This is a genomic window from Terriglobia bacterium (genome assembly GCA_020072785.1).
Classification (GTDB): Bacteria; Acidobacteriota; Terriglobia; order Acidiferrales; family UBA7541; genus Acidiferrum.
This window is the reverse complement of the sequence record JAIQGG010000001.1, coordinates 686,343-703,595: the sequence shown is the minus strand read 5'-3', so window position 1 is coordinate 703,595 and position 17,253 is coordinate 686,343. Positions and strand designations below refer to the sequence as shown.

Below are 17,253 nucleotides of genomic sequence, written 5' to 3'. Positions count from 1 at the left end.
CTTTTTCCGGTTATCGCTGCGCAACGCCCTTCGATCTACTCGCTGCGCGCGGAGAGTTGCTGGCGAAGAAGGCGGGAGGTGAACAGCAGCGCCTGCTGGAGATGCGCGACACCCAGCCCCCAGCGCAACTCCGCCTGCTCCCGCGAATTCCCCCGGGCGATGAGCTCCAGCACCAGGGAATTCCGGGCCGCAAGTGCGCCGGGCTCGGCCTGGTTGCACAATCCCAGGCGGACTTCCAGCGCATCGGCGGATCCGGCTTCTTTCAGCAGTTCGGTCAGTTTTTCGATGAGCACGTAGTACAGGCCGCGATCCCTGTTGTGGGCCTCATTGGCGAAGGAAAGAACCACGCCCCCCGAAAACGACGGCGTCTCGGCCGGGGCTGAAGCCCCCGGCTGCAACGTACACGGCGTGGCACGGAACAGCGAGTCTTCGCTCTTGAGTGATGCCAGAAAGACCTGCAGTGCGCGGTTATCCGCGGCCGGCCGCGAAGCGTCCGGAACAACGACATGGGGCAGGATTTCCACTCGCATATCCGCGAAATTACGCGAAGAATCCGCGTGCGACAAGCGGAAATCCGTGGCCTGCTTCCAGGCCGCGGGACTCCCCGCCGTTGCTTTCGCCGGAGGGCACTGTACGGCAGGGGATTGGCGGAATCCCAGGAATTCGCGTACAATTAGGAATTGTCTTGTGGCCTAGCGACGCGGCTGGAGTCCCCTTGGGGAGCCGTGCAGACCGGCCGCGACGAAAGGGAGCATCCATGAAGCCCGGCATTCACCCCGACTACCATCCCGTGACCGTGCACTGCGCTTGCGGCCACACCTTTCCGACACGCTCGACCATGAAGGGCGAGCTGCTGAAGGTGGAAATCTGCTCGAACTGTCACCCCTTCTTCACCGGCAAACAGAAGTTGGTGGACACCGCGGGCCGCGTCGAGCGCTTCCAGAAGAAGTACGCCAGCGCCCAGGCCGCACAGGCCGCCATCCAGGCCGGCAACAAGAAGTAACCGTCCGAAACGTTTCCGTTTGCGCGCACTTCACCACCGCACCTGGCCGGCTCTTGTCCGGCCAGCGAGGAGCCGTGTGCTCCGCGAGCGTGCTCGGTGTAGAATGACGGCGCATCGTGGCTACTCAATCCCCCATGTTCGACGGAATGCGCGCCGGCGCTCTGGTGGAGACGGCGCCGCCGCGCGTCACTCTGCGCAACGCCTTCGCCCATCCCTATGACTCGGCCATCGCCGCCGCGCGCACCTGCTACGCCTCGCGCCTGATCGGCCCCGAAGAGACCACCGAAAAGCACCGCGTGAACATCGGCGCGGCCACCTTCTACAGCGGCCACCACACCGTCTTCCAGCACGCCCATTTCGAATTCGGCCTGGAGAACGTCAGCCGCCAGTTCGTCTGGTCCTTTCTGCACGCCCATCCCTTCTACAACTCCGAGCAGCAGAGCCAGCGCTACGTGCGTCTGGACCGCCCACAGGCCTACGTGCCGCCAGCCTCGCTTTTCTTTGACCAGGCGGCGCGTGGCATCTACGAGCGGGCCATCGCCCGCGCCTGGGACTACTACCGCCAGCTCGCGGCCCTGTTGGTGAACGACGCGCGCGGCATCCTCGGCGAAATCTGGAATATCAGCGCGATGTCCCACCCCAAGCGCGTGCACAAAGTTGAGCGCGCCGCGGAAAAGCGGGCCATCGAGGTGGCGCGCTACGTCCTCCCGGTCGCCGCCTTCACCACCATGGTACACACCGTTTCCGGCATCGTCCTGCACCGCCTGTGGCGCATGCATGCGGCCTCGGACACGCCCAGCGAAGCGCGCCAGGTCATCGCCGAGATGGTGGCGCGCGCACGGGAAGTGGATCCCGAGTTCTTCGATCGCTTCGCCATCGAGCCGCTCGAGGAGCGCCCGGAATGGCGCGACGCGCCCAAAGACGCAAGCGCCGGCGAGGCCTTCACCCGCGAATTCGACGCGCGTCTCGCCGGCAGGACCTCGCGCCTCGTGGACTATTCCGCGAACGCGGTGCGCGTCATGGCCGACTCCTACCGCGCCGTCCTGGGCCTCACCGAAGCGCAGTGCAGCGACGCCGAGGCCATCGATCGCCTGTTTAATCCCGCGCGCAACCTCTACCGTCTGGAAACTTTGAATATCGGCGTGCACGCCCCCATGCTCCGCGCGCTGCAGCACGCCACGTACACCTTCGCCAAGAAAATCAGCCATACCGCCGACAGCCAGGACCAGCGCCACCGCATGGTGCCCGGCTCGCGCCCTCTGCTCACCCTGACCGATACCCGCGAGCCGGATTACATTACCCCCTCGCTCATCCAGGGCAACGCCCGCGCCAAAGAGGTCTACGAGCGCGCCATGGCCGAGGCCTGGGCCGCGAAGAACGCTCTCATCGACCGCGGCGTGTCCCAGGAGATTGCCCTGTACCTCCTGCCCAACGCCAAGGCCATCCGCCTCGTCGAAAGCGGCTCGCTCCTGCATCTGCTGCACAAGTGGACCATGCGCACCTGCTTCAACGCCCAGGAGGAGATCTACCAGGCCTCCATGGAGGAGATCGCGCAACTGCGCGAGGTGCACCCGGAGCTGACGCGCTTCATCGGCCCGCCGTGCCACGTGCGCGCAGGCATTACCACGCCCATTTGCACCGAAGGCTCGCACTTCTGCGGAGTAAAAGTGTGGCTCGACTTCCCGAACATCCAGCGCCGCATCTGACCCCCAGCGGCCCGGCTTTAACGATGATCATGAATCGCAAACCCGCCGTCCGCCGGAACGCCCTGGCCCTGGCCACGTTGCTGCTCGCGGCGCAGGCCCTCTTCGCCTACGAGGTGCCGCTCTCCGCGCACGCGGTGCGCGAAGCCTATTTCCTCGGACAGCGCAACGATCAGAAGACCGCGGAGTTTTTCGCGCCCTACCAGAAGCGGCTGCCCTTGCCCCCGAGCGGCCCGCACGTCGCCGAAATTGCGCTGCTCACGCCCTACGCCCAAGTCGTGGAGCTCTCCCGCGCACGAAGCATCGGCTACAGCGCGCAGCAGGCCGAAGCGGACTACCAGGAGCGCGGGGATACCGTCCGCATCCACATCGTCCTCAACCTCACCCCCACCTACTCCTTCGCCATGGCCCGCAAATCCGCGCAGGATGCCGCGGACCGCCAGGGGCTCGAGCTGCGCCCCGATGATTTCTGGCAGGACTTCCAGTTCCAGTTGCGCCAGAGAGACGGCACACTCACGCCGCTCGACGTGCACGGCGCGCCGGTCTATCAGCACGACGCACGCGGTTCGGGCGGACTGGCCGGCGCGCAGGTATGGCTGGAATACGACGCGGCCGAGGTGGCCTCTGAAATGGTGGAGATGGAAGTGGTCACGCCTGACGGCCAGCACGTCACCGCCAAATTCGACCTGGGGAAGCTGCGCTAGAAAGAGAGAGCCCTCGACGGCCCCCGGCGGGTCGTCAACTGCGCCAGTGCAGCGTGACCGGTTCGCTCATCGGATGCACCATGGGCGCGCCGGTGCGCCGCGAGTCTAGCAGGTTGGCTTTCAGCGCAAAATACCACTTGGCCGGGCGGTCCGCGTCGTCAATCAGCATCAGGTTTGGATTGTGCTTCAGGCCCTCGGCCTGCTGGATCATGGTCACCTGGTCCTGGCGCAGAAACGGCTTGGCAAACATGCGGAACACCGTCACCGGCAGTAACACGTTCCACGCGGCCACGAAATCGATGCGGCAGAGATCGCGCCGCACCGGCGTCACCGTGGCGCGGCTGGAGAACCACAGGTGCCCGCTGCGGATCTCTTCGAAGCGCATGTTTGGCAGCAGGAAATCGATCATCGTCGTCGTCGCTGCGCCCGAAAAATAACGCAGGATTTTGTACGGCGCGCTGTTCGAGGAAGGTTCGTGCCGGCTCATCCGAAAGCCGTTGGGAATGGGTTCGAACTTCTTGGTCTTCTCGTGAATGCTGCGCCGGCTCCGCCAGTACCAGGATTGGTGCACGAACGGCCCGTGCGCCGGGTCCATCAGCCCGATGATGCCGTGATCGATATGCGCGGGGAGATCGCACTCCAGATGCGTGATCTTGTATTTATCGCTGAACTTCGGCAGTTCGGGCGCCGGCGGCAGCGTTTCCGGCAGCCGCGTCCCTGGCCCCGCTCCGGCTTGCCGCGGCGCGCTCATGTACACCCAGACGTAGCCATCGCGCTCCTCGCAGGGATAGTGCCCGGCGGAGATGCGCTCGACCTTGAGCTTGTCCTGGCTGGTGAGTGAAGGAATCGCCGTGCAGCGCGCGCTGCAGCCGTCAAACTTCCAGCCGTGATAGCTGCACTCCACGGTCTGCCCGTCGAAGCGCCCGTAGGAGAGGGGGATGCCGCGGTGCGGGCAGGAATCGCGCATGGCAAAGGCGCGCCCCTCGCTGGTGCGGCCCAGCACCAGCGGCACTTCCAACAGCATCGCCGTGGCCAGCTTCCGCCCGCGAATCGCTTCGCTGCGCAGCGCCGGATACCAGAAATCCCACAGAAATCCGGGATCGCCTTCGTTTACGGGTGCGCTGCCGCCCGCCAGGATCTCTTGTGCGGTTTCGCTCATGCAGGCCGCATCCTAGTACATCGCGGCGCGCCGGAGCAACCGCGCCGCACGGTTTGCGCGGAACGCCAATCCACGCTATTATTAATACAGATGAATTCGATGTACGCCGCCTTCTATTAGCGCCCGCCACGGACTCCGGCTCCCGGAGCCATCTCATTCGTTTGTTCCCGCGGTTTTCGAATTTCGTTTTTTGAGTTTCTTTACTCAGAAGGATTTGCCATGGCTGCTTTGACATTGTCGGAAAAATTGGACCAGATCGAGACGCGCTACGAGGAGATGACCCAGCAGCTCTCCGATCCCCAGGTGATCGGGGACTCCGCGCGCTTCCAGAAGCTCGCCAAGTCGCACTCCGACCTGCAGGCCATCGTCGAGAAGCACCGCGCGTACAAGCAGATCGAAAAAGACCTCGCCGGGGCGCAGCTGATGATCCTCGAGGCCGAAGACGCCGAGATGAAGCAGATGGCCTACGACGAGGAAAAGCAGCTCCTGGCCAAGAAGGAAAACGTCGAGCGCGAATTGAAATTCCTGCTGCTGCCGAAAGACCCCAACGACGACAAGAACGTGATCCTGGAGATCCGCGCGGGCACCGGCGGCGACGAGGCCGCGCTCTTCGCCGGAGAGCTCTACCGCATGTATGCGCGCTACGCGGAAAGCCAGGGCTGGCGCGTCGAGGTGCTGGAAAGCTCGCCCTCCTCGCTCGGCGGGCTGAAGGACATCGTCGCGGCCATTCAGGGCAAGATGGTCTATTCCAAGCTCAAGTATGAAAGCGGCGTGCACCGCGTGCAGCGCGTGCCCGCCACCGAACAGCAGGGGCGCATCCATACTTCCGCCGCGACCGTGGCCGTGCTCCCGGAAGCCGACGAAATCGACATCAAGATCGAGCCCAAGGACCTGCGCATCGATACCTTCTGCTCCTCCGGGCCGGGCGGGCAGTCGGTGAACACCACCTACTCCGCCGTACGCATCACGCACCTCCCCACCGGCCTGGTCGTCTCCCAGCAGGACGAAAAGTCGCAGATCAAGAACCGCGCCAAGGCCATGCGCGTCCTCCGCGCGCGCCTCTACGAGATGGAGCTGGAAAAGCAGCACGCCGCGATTGCCGCCGAGCGCCGCGGGCAGATAAAGACCGGGGACCGCTCCGAGAAAATCCGTACCTACAATTTCCCGCAGAACCGCGTGACCGACCACCGCATCGGCCTGACCCTGCACCAGCTCACGGACGTGATGGAGGGCAAACTCGGCGCGCTGGTGGACGGCCTGGTCACGCACTACGAATCGGAGCGCCTGCAGCAGGAGCTGGCCGAGGCCTGATACTTCGGCGGAAACACGAATCGTATGGATGTACGCACCGCACTGAAGCAGGGCATCGCCCAACTGCGCGAGGCGCATGTGCCTTCCTATACGCTAGCCGCGGAGCTGCTGCTCCTGCACGTGCTGGGGCGCGACCGCGCCTGGCTCTACGCGCATCCCGAAGCGGAGCTCGCGCCGGCCGATGCCCAGCGCTTCGCCGCGTTCCTCACGCGCCGCGCCGCTGGCGAACCCACGCAGCATCTCACCGGCAAGCAGGAGTTCTGGGGCCTGGAGTTCGAGGTCACCCCGGACGTCCTGATCCCCCGCCCGGAAACCGAACATCTCATCGAAGTGGCCCTCGACCGCCTCGCCGTCCGCGAACTCCGCGCCTCCCGCCCGCAGAAGACGCAGGGCGCGGGGCTGCTCATCGCCGACGTGGGCACCGGCTCCGGCTGCCTCGCCGTCACGCTGGCCAAGGAGCTCCCCGGCGCGACAATCTTCGCCACGGACGTTTCCGCAGCGGCCCTCGCCGTCGCCCGTCGCAATGCCAAACGCCACGGCGTCGCCGCCCGCATCCACTTCCTTCGGTGTAATCTTCTGGAAGGTGTTGCCACTGCTGGACGGGCACGGCGAGCCGTGCCCCTACAACCGCAGGATGCAGAGCACGAGTCACGTTTTCTCGATCTCATCATCAGCAATCCCCCCTATATCGGACGCCGCGAAGCGCCGGCGCTGCCCCGCGAGGTGCGCGAGCATGAACCCGAACTGGCGCTCTTCGGCGGCGAAGAGGGCTACGAGTTTTACGCCGATCTCATCTCCCAGGCCGCGGCGCGCCTCAAGCCCGGCGGCCTGCTCGTCCTCGAGCTGGGCCATGACAGCCTGCCCGCCGTGCGCCCGCTCTTCGACTTCCCGGCATGGGCCAACGTCGCCGTGACCAACGATCTCGCCGGCATCCCCCGCGTCATCTCCGCCGAGCGCACGCACCGATAGTCCGCTCTTCACCCCCCGCAGCATGTTGCCCGTGCTACGGGCACGCAGGTTATTGTCGCCGCGCCGCGACCGGCGTACTCTTCCCTGTAGCAACGCCATGACCCAACTCGCCCGACTCCGCGGATTACAGACCGAAGCGGCGCTCCCCGCCGAAGCCGCCATCCTGCACGTGGACATGGACGCCTTTTTCGTCTCCGTCGAATTGCTCGAGCGCCCCGAGCTGCGCGGCAAGCCGGTGGTGGTGGGCGGCCGGCCCGACGCCCGCGGCGTGGTCTCCGCGGCCAGTTACGAGGCCCGCAAATTCGGCATTCACTCCGCGCTGCCGCTGCGCACCGCCGCGCGGCTCTGCCCCCACGCCGTCTTTCTCGACGGCGACCACGCCAAGTACGGACTGTGGAGCGACCGCGTGGCCGCCATCCTCGCGAAATTTTCTCCGGTCGTCGAGATGGCCTCGATCGACGAAGCCTATCTGGACCTCGCCGGAACGCAGCGCCTGCACGGCCCGCCGCTGGCCGCCGCGCACAAGCTGCTCACCGAAATCACGCGCACCACCCATCTGCCGTGCTCCGGCGGACTGGCCGCGACGCGCCTGGTGGCGAAAGTCGCCTCCGACCAGGCCAAGCCCCGCGGTCTGCTGTGGGTCCCGGCGGGCAGCGAAGAGCGCTTCCTGGCGCCGCTGCCGGTGCGCAAGATTCCCGGAATCGGCGAAGTCACCGAGCGCGCCCTGCGCGCCCTGAGCATTGAGACGGTGGCGCAGCTCGCCGCCCTTCCGCAGGAAAAACTGGAAAAAGTTTTCGGGCAGTGGGGCACGGCCCTGCACCGCAAGGCCCGCGGCGGCGACGCCTACGAATTCGTGATCGACGCCGAGCCCAAGTCCATCTCCCAGAACCACACTTTCGGTGAAGACACCGGCGACGCCCAGGCGCTCGAAGGAATGCTCAGCCACCTCTCGCAGAAGGCCTGCAAGCGCCTGCGCGAGGCGGGCCTCGACGCGCGCACGCTCACCCTGACCATCCGCTACGCCGGCTTCGAAACGCACACGCGCTCGCGCACCCTGCCCGCGGCGGCCCGCCTCGATGCCGGCATCTTCCGCGTCTTCCTGGAGCTGTTCCGCGCCAATTGGGACCGCCGGAGAAAAATCCGCCTCCTCGGCGTCTCGCTCAGCGGCCTGGAACACGGCGTCCAGCAGCTCAATCTGCTGGACACCGAAGGCCAGGAAAAACTGGAGAAGCTCACACGCGCCGCCGACCGCCTGCGCGACCGCTTCGGCTTCGGCTCCGTGCGCTTTGGCGGCTCGCTCCCCCGCGACGGCTCCTGAGCCCGCCGCCGCGCCCGCGAAGGCCCGCTGATGCTCTATACTTCACGCTGATGAGCAGCACGCCCCATCCCAAAGCTTCGCGCCGCCCCGGCCTGCGCGCCCGCTCGCGCCACTTCTGGCAGCGCGTGAGCGAAGGCCGCCAGGTCGATGACCTGTGGGCGCAGTTTGCCGCCGACGCCCGGGAAAGCTACGGCTTCTACTCCCGCGAAGTGGACTGGGACGAATTCAAAGCTGCCTCGCGCTGGCGCCGCCCCTTCCACGTCGCCTGGGCCCTATTCCAGGCCATGCTCATGAAACTGTCCGCGGCGCGCCGCGTCCTCCTGCTGGCGGCGCTCGTCATGCTGGCGCTTTCCGGCATCGACTTCCGCTCCGGCAGCAGCGGTTTCAGCCTGGATTTCAAGTTTCTCGCTGCCGCAACGCTCTTTGTGCTCCTGGCGCTGGAGCTGACCGACAAAATCACCATGAAGCGCGACCTGGAGATCGCCCGCGAGATCCAGAGCTGGCTCGTGCCCGCCGCGCCTCCGGAAGTTCCCGGCGCGGAGATCGCCTTTGCCGCGCGCCCGCAGAACACCGTCGCCGGCGACTACTACGACGCCTTCTATCCCGGCGCGGACGCCGCCGCTGCAAACGGCCCGCTGCTTGTGGTGATCGCCGACGTCGCCGGGAAAAGCGTTCCCGCCGCGCTGCTGATGGCCACCCTGCAGGCCAGCCTGCACACCATTGCCAGCGAAAGGGTTCCGCTGCAGGCGCTGGTCACGCGCTTAAACCGCTACGCCTGCGCGCACAGCCTCGACGGCCGCCGCTTCACCACCGCCGTGCTCGCCGAATACGACCCCGCCACGGGCGCGTTCGTCTACGTCAACGCCGGCCACAACGCGCCTGTCCTGCGCCGCGCCAACGGCAGCCTGGAATTTCTCTCCCAAGGCGGCCTCCCCTTCGGCATCCAGCCCGGCGCAAAATACGAAACCGGCAGCCTGGTCCTGGAAAAGGACGATGTGGCCGTGTTCTACACCGACGGCGTCGTCGAGGCCTTCGACGCCAGCGGCAGCGAATTCGGCAACGAGCGCTGGTTCGCGGCCATCCGCGCCCTGCCGCAAGCGTCCGCCGCGGAGATGCTGCAGTCGCTGATGCAGCGCGTCGACGAATTCGTCGGCACCACGCGCCAGTCCGACGATATCACCTGCCTCGTCTTCCGCCGCAAGCCCTGAACCCAGCCTCCTGGTGCGGAATTTGTCCGGCGACCGCCGCGCCCGCAGTGCCGGACCCCCACAAGGAACTTTCCACAAAGCAGGCGTTTCTCCCGTGGGGCGCGTGGAGCATAATCGGGGCGTGAACTCGCGCCAGCTGGCCCAATCGATCTGCGAACTTCTCCGCCGCAACGGTTTTCAAGCGCTGCTGGTGGGCGGGTGTGTGCGCGACCTGCTGCTGGGCCGCGAGCCAGCCGACTACGACGTCACCACCGACGCGCCGCCCAGCGCCGTGCTGGAGCTGTTTCCCGAGAGCATTGCCGTGGGCGCGCAGTTCGGCGTGGTCCTCGTGCAGCAAGAGGGCGCGAAGGTCGAAGTCGCCACCTTCCGCTCCGACGTCGGTTATTCCGACGGCCGCCATCCCGACCGCGTCGTCTATGCGCGCACCCCGGAGGAGGATGTGCAGCGCCGCGACTTCACCATCAACGGCCTGCTCATGCGTCCGGAAACCGGCGAGATACTGGACCACGTCGGCGGGCAGGCCGACCTGCGCGCGGGAATCCTCCGCGCCATCGGCGAGCCGGCCCGGCGCTTCGCCGAGGACAAGCTGCGTTTGCTGCGCGCCGTGCGCTTCGCCGCGCGGTTCGCCTACGCCATCGATCCGGCCACCTTCGCCGCCGTGCAGCAGCACGCCCCGGAGATCGTGCAGGTTTCCGCCGAGCGCATTCGCGAGGAGCTGACCAAGCTGCTCATCGAAGGCGCTGCGCGCCGCGGCTTCGAACTGCTGGACGAGGGCCGCCTGCTGGAGGCGGTCCTGCCGGAGGTCGCCCGGATGCAGGGCGTGGCGCAGCCTCCGCAGTACCACCCGGAAGGCGATGTCTGGATTCACACCCGGATGATGCTGGAACAGCTCCCGGCCGGAACGCCGCCCACTTTGGCATGGGGCGTGCTCCTGCATGACGTGGGAAAGCCGCCCACTTTCCGTTCCGCCGCCGAGACCGGCGACCGCATCCGATTCGACGGCCACGTGGAAGTGGGCTCGCGGATGACCGAGGAGATCTGTAAGCGTTTGCGCTTTTCCCATGACGATACCCAACAGATCGTGGCCCTGGTGGCCAACCACCTGCGCTTCAAGGACGTCGAGCAGATGCGCGTGGCCACACTCAAGCGCTTCCTGCGCCTGCCTCGCTTCGACGAGCATCTCGAGTTGCACCGCCTGGACTGCCTCTCCAGCCACCGCAAGCTCGACGCCTACGACTTTGTGCAGCGTTTTCTGGCCGAAACCCCGCCCAGCCAGGTCCGCCCGGAACGCCTGCTCACCGGGGAAGACCTCAAGGAGTTGGGTTTTGCTCCCGGGCCGGTCTTTTCCACCATCCTGCGCGTTGTTGAAGATGCGCAGCTGGATGGGCAGGTGCGCAACCGGGAGGAGGCTCTGGCGTTGGTGCTCCGGGAGTATGGCCGGGCAAAGGCTAAGGCGTAAGAGCCTCTGTCCGATAAAACACTTTTGGCGGATAAAAAGTAGGCACAGTTTTGTAGGATTATCAATGTAAAGCGTGCAGAATGATTATGATATAGAAAATTATAGACATTTTACGGCACGCTGTATATACTTTAGTCGTGCATACTCATATTTATTGATGATTGCAAGCACATGTCGCCGAACCTTTTACCTCTACGGCGCATCTAATTTTTTTGTTCGGCTCAGGCCTTCAGCGGTTTGAGCTTTGCGGGAGACACCATGGCTGATAAGAAAACTGCAGTGCCCGAAACGCTTCCCATCCTTCCCGTTCGCGATACGGTTCTCTTCCCGGGCGCCGTCCTGCCTTTGACCGTAGGCCGCGAGACCTCCTTGTCCCTGGTGAATTCCCTCAGCGGCGAAGAAAAACTCTTGGGGGTGGTCGCCCAGCTCGATCCGCGCATCGAGGACCCCACCGCCGCGGATCTGCACAAGGTCGGCACCCTGGCCAAGGTCCACAAGACGGTCAAGATGCCCAACGGCAATGTCGTTGTCTTTCTCGAAGGCGTCCAGCGCATTCAGATCATCGAGCTGATCAGCTTCCGCCCTTTCCTGCGCGCCCGCGCTGAGGCCCAGCCGGACTTCTTCGGCGAGCCGGACGCGGAGCTGGAAGCTTTGCAGCGTCAGGCTCAGGATCTTTTCCGCGAGGTGGTCAGCCACTCCTCGCAGCTTTCCGACGAACTGCAATCCGTGGCGCTGAACATTGACGATCCCGGCCGCCTGGCCGACTTCATCGCCGGGACGCTGCCGTCCCTCTCCACCCTGCTGCGCCAGGAACTGCTGGAAACCATCAACGTGCGCAAGCGTCTGGAAACCCTCATCCGCGAGCTCTCCAAGGAGCTGGAAGTCCTCGAACTGCGCTCCAAGATTCAGGAGCAGGTGCAGGAGCAGGTCAGCCAGAACCAGCGCGAATACCTCCTGCGCGAGCAGATGAAGGCCATCCAGAAGGAGCTCGGCGACGGCGACGACACCCTGCAGGAGATCGACGAACTGCGCAAGAAAGTGGAAGAGGCCGGGATGTCGGCGGAAGCCAGGAAGGAATGCGACCGCGAGGTAAAGCGCCTGGCGAAAATGACCCCGGCCTCGGCCGAATACATGGTTTCTCGCACCTACCTCGAGTGGATGACGTCGCTGCCATGGAACAAGTTCGCGGCCGCCGGAGACATCGACATCGCCAAGGCCCGTGAAATCCTCGACGAAGACCACTACGACCTGGAAAAAGTAAAGGAGCGCATCCTCGACTTCCTGGCCGTGAAAAAGCTGCAGCCGGGAATGAAGGGACCGATCCTCTGCTTCATCGGGCCTCCCGGCGTGGGCAAAACCTCGCTCGGCAAATCCATTGCCCGCTCGCTGGGACGCAAGTTCGTGCGCATCGCCCTCGGCGGCATGCATGACGAAGCCGAAATCCGCGGCCATCGCCGCACCTATATCGGCGCGCTGCCCGGCCAGATCATCCAGGGCATCAAACGCGCGGAGACCAACGACCCCGTGTGCATGCTCGACGAAGTGGACAAGCTGGGGCGCGACTTCCGTGGCGATCCCTCCTCGGCGCTCATGGAGGTGCTCGATCCCGAGCAGAACGTGGCCTTCCGCGACCACTATCTCGACGTGCCCTTCGATCTCTCCAAGGTGCTCTTCATCGCCACCGCCAACTGGATGGATCCCATCCCCGAGCCGCTGCGCGACCGCATGGAGATCATCGAACTGCCGGGCTACACGGGCGAGGAGAAGATTCACATCGCCCGCAAATACCTGATCCCCAAGCAGGCCAGCGAACACGGCCTGACCATCGGCGAGCAGCTGGACTTTACCGAGGAAGCGCTCCAGGAGATCATCCACAGCTACACCCGGGAAGCCGGGGTGCGCAATCTCGAGCGCGAGATCGCCACGCTCACCCGCAAGCAGGCGCGGCGCATCGCCGAAGGCAAGACGGACAAGCTGACGGTGACGCCGAACACCGTCCGCGAATACCTCGGAGTGCAGAGGTACCGCACCGAAAAGGAGATCGACGAGCGCGTCAAGCAGCCCGGCGTCGCCGTGGGCCTCGTCTGGACGCCGGTGGGTGGCGACATCATCTTTATCGAAGCCAGCCGCATGCGCGGCGGCAAGCAGTTCACCATGACCGGGCATCTCGGCGAAGTCATGCAGGAGTCCATGACCGCCGCGCTCACTTGGGTGCGTTCCAACGGCGAACGCTACGGCATCGAGCCGGACTTCTTCCGCAAGCAGGACATCCACATCCACGTGCCCTCCGGCGCGGTGCCCAAGGACGGCCCCTCGGCCGGCGCGGCCATGGTCACGGCCCTGGTCAGCCTGCTGAGCGGGCGCCAGGTGCGCAGCCGCGTGGCCATGACTGGCGAGCTGACCCTCTCCGGCGTGGTGCTGCCAGTCGGCGGCATCAAGGAAAAGGTTCTCGGCGCCAAGCGCGCCGGAATCACGGAAGTGCTGCTGCCCGCGGACAACGAACCCAACGCCACGCAGGACCTCACGCCGGAAATCCTCGGCGACATGAAGATCACCTACGTGCGTACACTCGATGAAGTGCTAGAACACGCGCTGGAGAAAGAGGCTGCGGCTCCGCCGATCTCTCCGCAACCGGCCCCGGCCCCTAAGGAAAAGCGCCTCAGCGGAGAAAGCCCCCGCGCTATCCACTAACCAGCGTTTCTACGATCGCAAAGAAAAGGCCCCGCGCGAATCGCGGGGCCTTTTCTTTTGCACCGCCCGTGGCACAATATTCAGCCTGGGCCACCAAGCCGCGATCCCTCAGCCCAATTGACTACGGGCCGCCCTCACGGCTTCGCTCTTCCGCCTGTCCGCTCTCCTGCTACCATGGACACGTCCGATGCCTGCCCGAAAACAACCCGCACGGGCCGCTCGGCCCGGACGCGATCTTCCCGCGGAACTCGCCGAGCGCCTGGCCGAAGCCCTGCACCGCGAGCGCATCGTGCCGCGCTTCGTGGACTCCTACGTCGTCGAGCACGGCCGCTTCGGCCTGCAGGTACACGCCGCGCTCTACCGCGACCTGCTCTACCTGCTGCAACGCGAGGCCCTGCTGGCCATGACCGTGCGGGCCCTCGAGATCGTCGCCGTCCAAAGACCCGCTGCGCAAAAATCGAAAAAACGCGCCGCCGCGCGGGATGCCGGCTTCCGCCGCACATTCCTCAGCGCCCTAGCGCACCGCCAGAAATGGACCGCGGGAGACGCCCTGGAGTTTCAGAACGGCCTGCGCATGTACGAGGATCTGGTGGCCGCGGCGGCTCCTGCGCGGCGCAACCGCAAGCCCTTCGACACTACCAACCACCCCTTCGTCGACCGCTGCGCCTTCCTCCTTGACACATCTTTCCTCGAGAAGGCCCGCGTGGCCGCCACCCGCGCGCTCAACGACATCGAGCGCCTCACCGCGCAGGTCGCCGAATCCATCCTCCATCCACCCGGCAAAACGCCCGCACCCTGAGCGCCGAATTTTCGCGCGGCGATCCCTCAGGGGAGGCGTTCGACCTGCACCGCCGTGCCGTAGGCCAGCACCTCGGTGACGCCCTGCATCACGTCCGTGGCGTCATAGCGCATGGCCACCACGGCGTTGGCGCCGTGCTGCGCCGCATGCTGCAGCAGCAGTTCGTAGGCATCCTCGCGGGTCTGTTCGCAGAGGTTGGTCAGGATTGTGATGTTGCCCCCGAAAAAGGTCTGCAGCGCGGCGCCCAGCGTCCCGATCACGCTGCGCGAACGCACCACGATGCCGCGCACGATCCCGAAATTGTGCACGATGCGGTAGCCCGGCAGTTCGTTCGCCGTCGTCACCATACTCGAATCCACTCGTCCGGACATGCACTCCCCCTCCTCGCGGGGCGTTTACCGCTGCGATTCTATCTGTCTTGCGGGCTGTGCGCGACCCCCGCGGCTCTGTTATGCTCGCGGTAATGTTGGAACTTTTCTATCTCTTGGCGGGACTGCAGATCCTCGCCGGCCTTTACCTGGCCGCCGATGGCGTGCGCTGGCTCGCCTATCTCCGCCAGCGGATGCGCTCGCACTCCGGCTTCTACGCCCCGCGCGTCGCCGTGCTCTGTCCCTGCAAGGGCCTGGAAGCCGGCCTGGAGCAGAACCTCCGCGCCCTGTGCGAATTCGATTATCCCAACTACGAGGTCTTCTTCATCCTGGCCGCGGCGGCGGATCCCGCGCACGGCATCCTGCAGCGCGTCATCGAGGGCGCCAAAAACAAAGCGCACATGGTCATTGCCGGCGCGCCTGTGGATTGCGGCGAGAAGGTGAACAACCTGCGCGTGGCGCTCGAGCAGCTTCCCGAGGAGTTCGAGGTCTTCGTCTTCGCGGATTCCGACGGCCGCCCGGGCCGCCACTGGCTGCAGCAGCTGGTGGCTCCGCTGAACGATCCCAAGCTTGGTGCGGCCACCACCATGCGCTGGTTTCTCCCCGCGCGCGACAACCTGGCCACGGCCCTCCTGGCCGCCTGGAACGCCCCGGTCGTTACCCTGCTCGGCAACCCCCACCGCAATTTCTGCTGGGGCGGCGGCACGGCCATCCGCCGAGACGTCTTCCTGCAGGCCCGCATCTACGAGGAATGGCGCACTTCGCTGAGCGACGATTATTCGATGACCCGCATGCTGCAGCACGCCGGCAAGCCCATTCTTTTCGTGCCCGAGTGCCTCACGCCTTCCTTCCCGGCCACGGACTTCGCCGGGCTGCTGGAATTCACCAACCGCCAGATGCTCATCACCCGCGTCTACGCCCCGAATATGTGGTGGCGCGCCGTGGCCACGCACCTGCTCTACTGCGCCACGCTCCTGCTCGGCGCCGGCCTCGTCCTCAGCAACCTGATCGCCGCGCGCCCCGCCCTGCATCTGGCCATGCTGACGCTCTTCCCCCTGGTCCTGGCGACCATCCGCGGCGTACAGCGCACCACGGGCGTCAGCGAACTCCTGCCCGCCTGGAAAGCGCAGATCATGGATTTGGCCTGGGTCTGGACGCTGCTGGCCCTTGTCGTGCCCTTCCTGTATCTCCTAAACTTTGCAGCTACCGCCTTCACCCGTACCCTGCGCTGGCGCGGCATCCGCTACCGCCTGATCTCCCCCAACCAGACGAAAATCCTCCCGGGCTGACCCGCCACGGCACCGGCTCCACGCTATTGCCCGCTGAGGAACGGAAAGTGCGCCGCAGCGGCCATGAAGAAGAGCATCGGGAAGGAGAGCCAGAAATTGGTGCGCGAAGTCAGGAACGCCAGCCGCGCCAGGGCTGCGGCCTCCGCCGGCATGGGCGTGCCCTGCTCGGTGCTCGCTTTGGTCCAGGCGATCAGCCGCTTCTGGCAGCGCCAGATCACGCCCCACACATTCAGCATCATGAAGTAGCCCATGCCCCCGCCCACGGAGATAGCCAGCGTGCGGTTGCCCGCGGCCGGATCCGCTACTAGCTCCAAAATGCCCCACGACGCCGCTGCCAGCACCAGCGTCACAGCTATCGCCAGCACCCAGCCGTTGGCCAGCGGCCCCTTCGCGAACTTCAGCAACAGGTAGACCACCAGCCACGCCAGCGTCCACACTAGAAACCACGTCCCCAGCCAGCGCCCCAACAGGCCCGGCACCCCGGCGTTCTGGGCGTCCGTCTTCGCCAGTATCATGTAGTAGCGGAAACCCGCCAGCACCGTCACCACGGCCGACCAGCGGAACCACCACAGCGCTCGCGGCATTAATAACGGCACCACTTTGCCCCGCGTGGCCTCGTCCAAATCTTTCTGAAATGGTCCGTTCACCAGATTGAAAAAATAGAGTAACCCGAGCCAGGTGATGCCCGCCCCCAAATGAATCCACCGCAGCAATATCTGTTCGAAATCCGCCCCCTGCGCTGGAAACTGTACTTTCAGGGAGCCGGCGAGTGCCAGGGCCATAACCTCGATGTGCATCGCAAACCTCCTGCATATTCGGTCTGAAGAGCGGGCAGATTGCGCAGAGCGCTGATTGTACTGGAGATGTGGGGATTTTCGAAGCAAGTTCGATTTGCACAGGAGAAATTTTCCGGGGACTATGCAAATCCTACCCATTTATTACGCCAATAGGAGCTCTTCCTCGCTTCTAACTCGCTCAGTTTCAGATAGATGTTCATATTGTGGAAAGGAAGGCAAATTGCTCCGTAATGGGCGTAGGGGTATTAAGTGCGAAATGCGGGACCAGGCACCTCCTCTTCATCACCCTCGCCTGCAGCCTGCGGATCGCGGCCTGGCACGCCAGGCCTTCCATGGGGCGGCTCAGCAGCTTTCTGACCACCCTGACTGTTGCAACCAGCCTCCACAAGAGGCGATCACACAATCCAAGCGAAATGTCGGGGTTGCTCCCTTTGCCGCCGACAACGAGGTGCACGTGAGGGTTATTCGCAGAAGA

15 protein-coding genes are annotated in these 17,253 nt (G+C 65.1%); 11 read left to right on the top strand and 4 right to left on the bottom strand.

Annotated features, from left to right (window positions below):
• Positions 1-35 precede the first annotated feature (35 nt).
• Positions 36-524, bottom strand: a complete 489-nt coding sequence (locus LAN61_03035; protein ID MBZ5539476.1) for a hypothetical protein — start codon at positions 522-524, stop codon at positions 36-38.
• Between the two features lie 233 nt (positions 525-757).
• Between LAN61_03035 and rpmE the strand changes: the two genes are divergently transcribed.
• From rpmE to LAN61_03020, 3 genes are all read left to right on the top strand, one after another.
• Positions 758-1,003 (top strand): 50S ribosomal protein L31, encoded by a 246-nt coding sequence (gene rpmE / locus LAN61_03030; GenBank protein ID MBZ5539475.1) that lies wholly within the window; start codon positions 758-760, stop codon positions 1,001-1,003.
• A gap of 116 nt (positions 1,004-1,119) precedes the next feature.
• Positions 1,120-2,709: an FAD-dependent thymidylate synthase gene (locus LAN61_03025; protein ID MBZ5539474.1), complete on the top strand. Its 1,590-nt coding sequence runs from the start codon at positions 1,120-1,122 to the stop codon at positions 2,707-2,709.
• Between the two features lie 29 nt (positions 2,710-2,738).
• Positions 2,739-3,410 carry a hypothetical protein gene (locus LAN61_03020; protein ID MBZ5539473.1) on the top strand — a complete coding sequence of 224 codons (672 nt, stop codon included), beginning with the start codon at positions 2,739-2,741 and terminating at the stop codon, positions 3,408-3,410.
• 34 nt (positions 3,411-3,444) lie between these two features.
• Here LAN61_03020 and LAN61_03015 read toward each other — a convergent pair whose 3' ends face one another.
• A complete protein-coding gene (locus LAN61_03015; GenBank protein MBZ5539472.1) occupies positions 3,445-4,569 on the bottom strand; it encodes a Rieske 2Fe-2S domain-containing protein in 1,125 nt (374 codons plus the stop codon).
• Positions 4,570-4,803: 234 nt separating this feature from the next.
• Between LAN61_03015 and prfA the strand changes: the two genes are divergently transcribed.
• From prfA to LAN61_02980, 7 genes are all read left to right on the top strand, one after another.
• Complete coding sequence (prfA, locus tag LAN61_03010) at positions 4,804-5,880, top strand: peptide chain release factor 1 (GenBank protein MBZ5539471.1); 1,077 nt, start codon at positions 4,804-4,806, stop codon at positions 5,878-5,880.
• Between the two features lie 24 nt (positions 5,881-5,904).
• Entirely contained in the window at positions 5,905-6,849 is a 945-nt protein-coding gene (gene prmC / locus LAN61_03005) for a peptide chain release factor N(5)-glutamine methyltransferase (protein MBZ5539470.1), read from the top strand.
• Between the two features lie 97 nt (positions 6,850-6,946).
• Positions 6,947-8,167 carry a DNA polymerase IV gene (gene dinB, locus LAN61_03000; protein ID MBZ5539469.1) on the top strand — a complete coding sequence of 407 codons (1,221 nt, stop codon included), beginning with the start codon at positions 6,947-6,949 and terminating at the stop codon, positions 8,165-8,167.
• Positions 8,168-8,259: 92 nt separating this feature from the next.
• Complete coding sequence (locus tag LAN61_02995; protein ID MBZ5539468.1) at positions 8,260-9,375, top strand: serine/threonine-protein phosphatase; 1,116 nt, start codon at positions 8,260-8,262, stop codon at positions 9,373-9,375.
• Positions 9,376-9,496: 121 nt separating this feature from the next.
• Positions 9,497-10,834, top strand: a complete 1,338-nt coding sequence (locus tag LAN61_02990; protein MBZ5539467.1) for a CCA tRNA nucleotidyltransferase — start codon at positions 9,497-9,499, stop codon at positions 10,832-10,834.
• Positions 10,835-11,092: 258 nt separating this feature from the next.
• Positions 11,093-13,525, top strand: coding sequence for an endopeptidase La (gene lon / locus LAN61_02985; GenBank protein ID MBZ5539466.1), 2,433 nt, complete (start codon positions 11,093-11,095; stop codon positions 13,523-13,525).
• Positions 13,526-13,712: 187 nt separating this feature from the next.
• The gene (locus tag LAN61_02980; protein MBZ5539465.1) at positions 13,713-14,324 is read left to right on the top strand and encodes a hypothetical protein; all 612 of its coding nucleotides are present in this window, start codon (positions 13,713-13,715) and stop codon (positions 14,322-14,324) included.
• A 26-nt stretch (positions 14,325-14,350) separates the two neighbouring features.
• On the opposite strand, the gene LAN61_02975 is transcribed toward LAN61_02980, so the two are convergent.
• Positions 14,351-14,695, bottom strand: a complete 345-nt coding sequence (locus LAN61_02975; protein MBZ5539464.1) for a YbjQ family protein — start codon at positions 14,693-14,695, stop codon at positions 14,351-14,353.
• 80 nt (positions 14,696-14,775) lie between these two features.
• Here LAN61_02975 and LAN61_02970 point away from each other — a divergent pair, with 80 nt between their 5' ends.
• Positions 14,776-15,981, top strand: a complete 1,206-nt coding sequence (locus LAN61_02970) for a glycosyltransferase (GenBank protein MBZ5539463.1) — start codon at positions 14,776-14,778, stop codon at positions 15,979-15,981.
• Between the two features lie 23 nt (positions 15,982-16,004).
• Here LAN61_02970 and LAN61_02965 read toward each other — a convergent pair whose 3' ends face one another.
• On the bottom strand, positions 16,005-16,778 hold the full coding sequence (locus tag LAN61_02965) for a urate hydroxylase PuuD (protein ID MBZ5539462.1): 774 nt from the start codon (positions 16,776-16,778) through the stop codon (positions 16,005-16,007).
• Positions 16,779-17,253 lie beyond the last annotated feature (475 nt).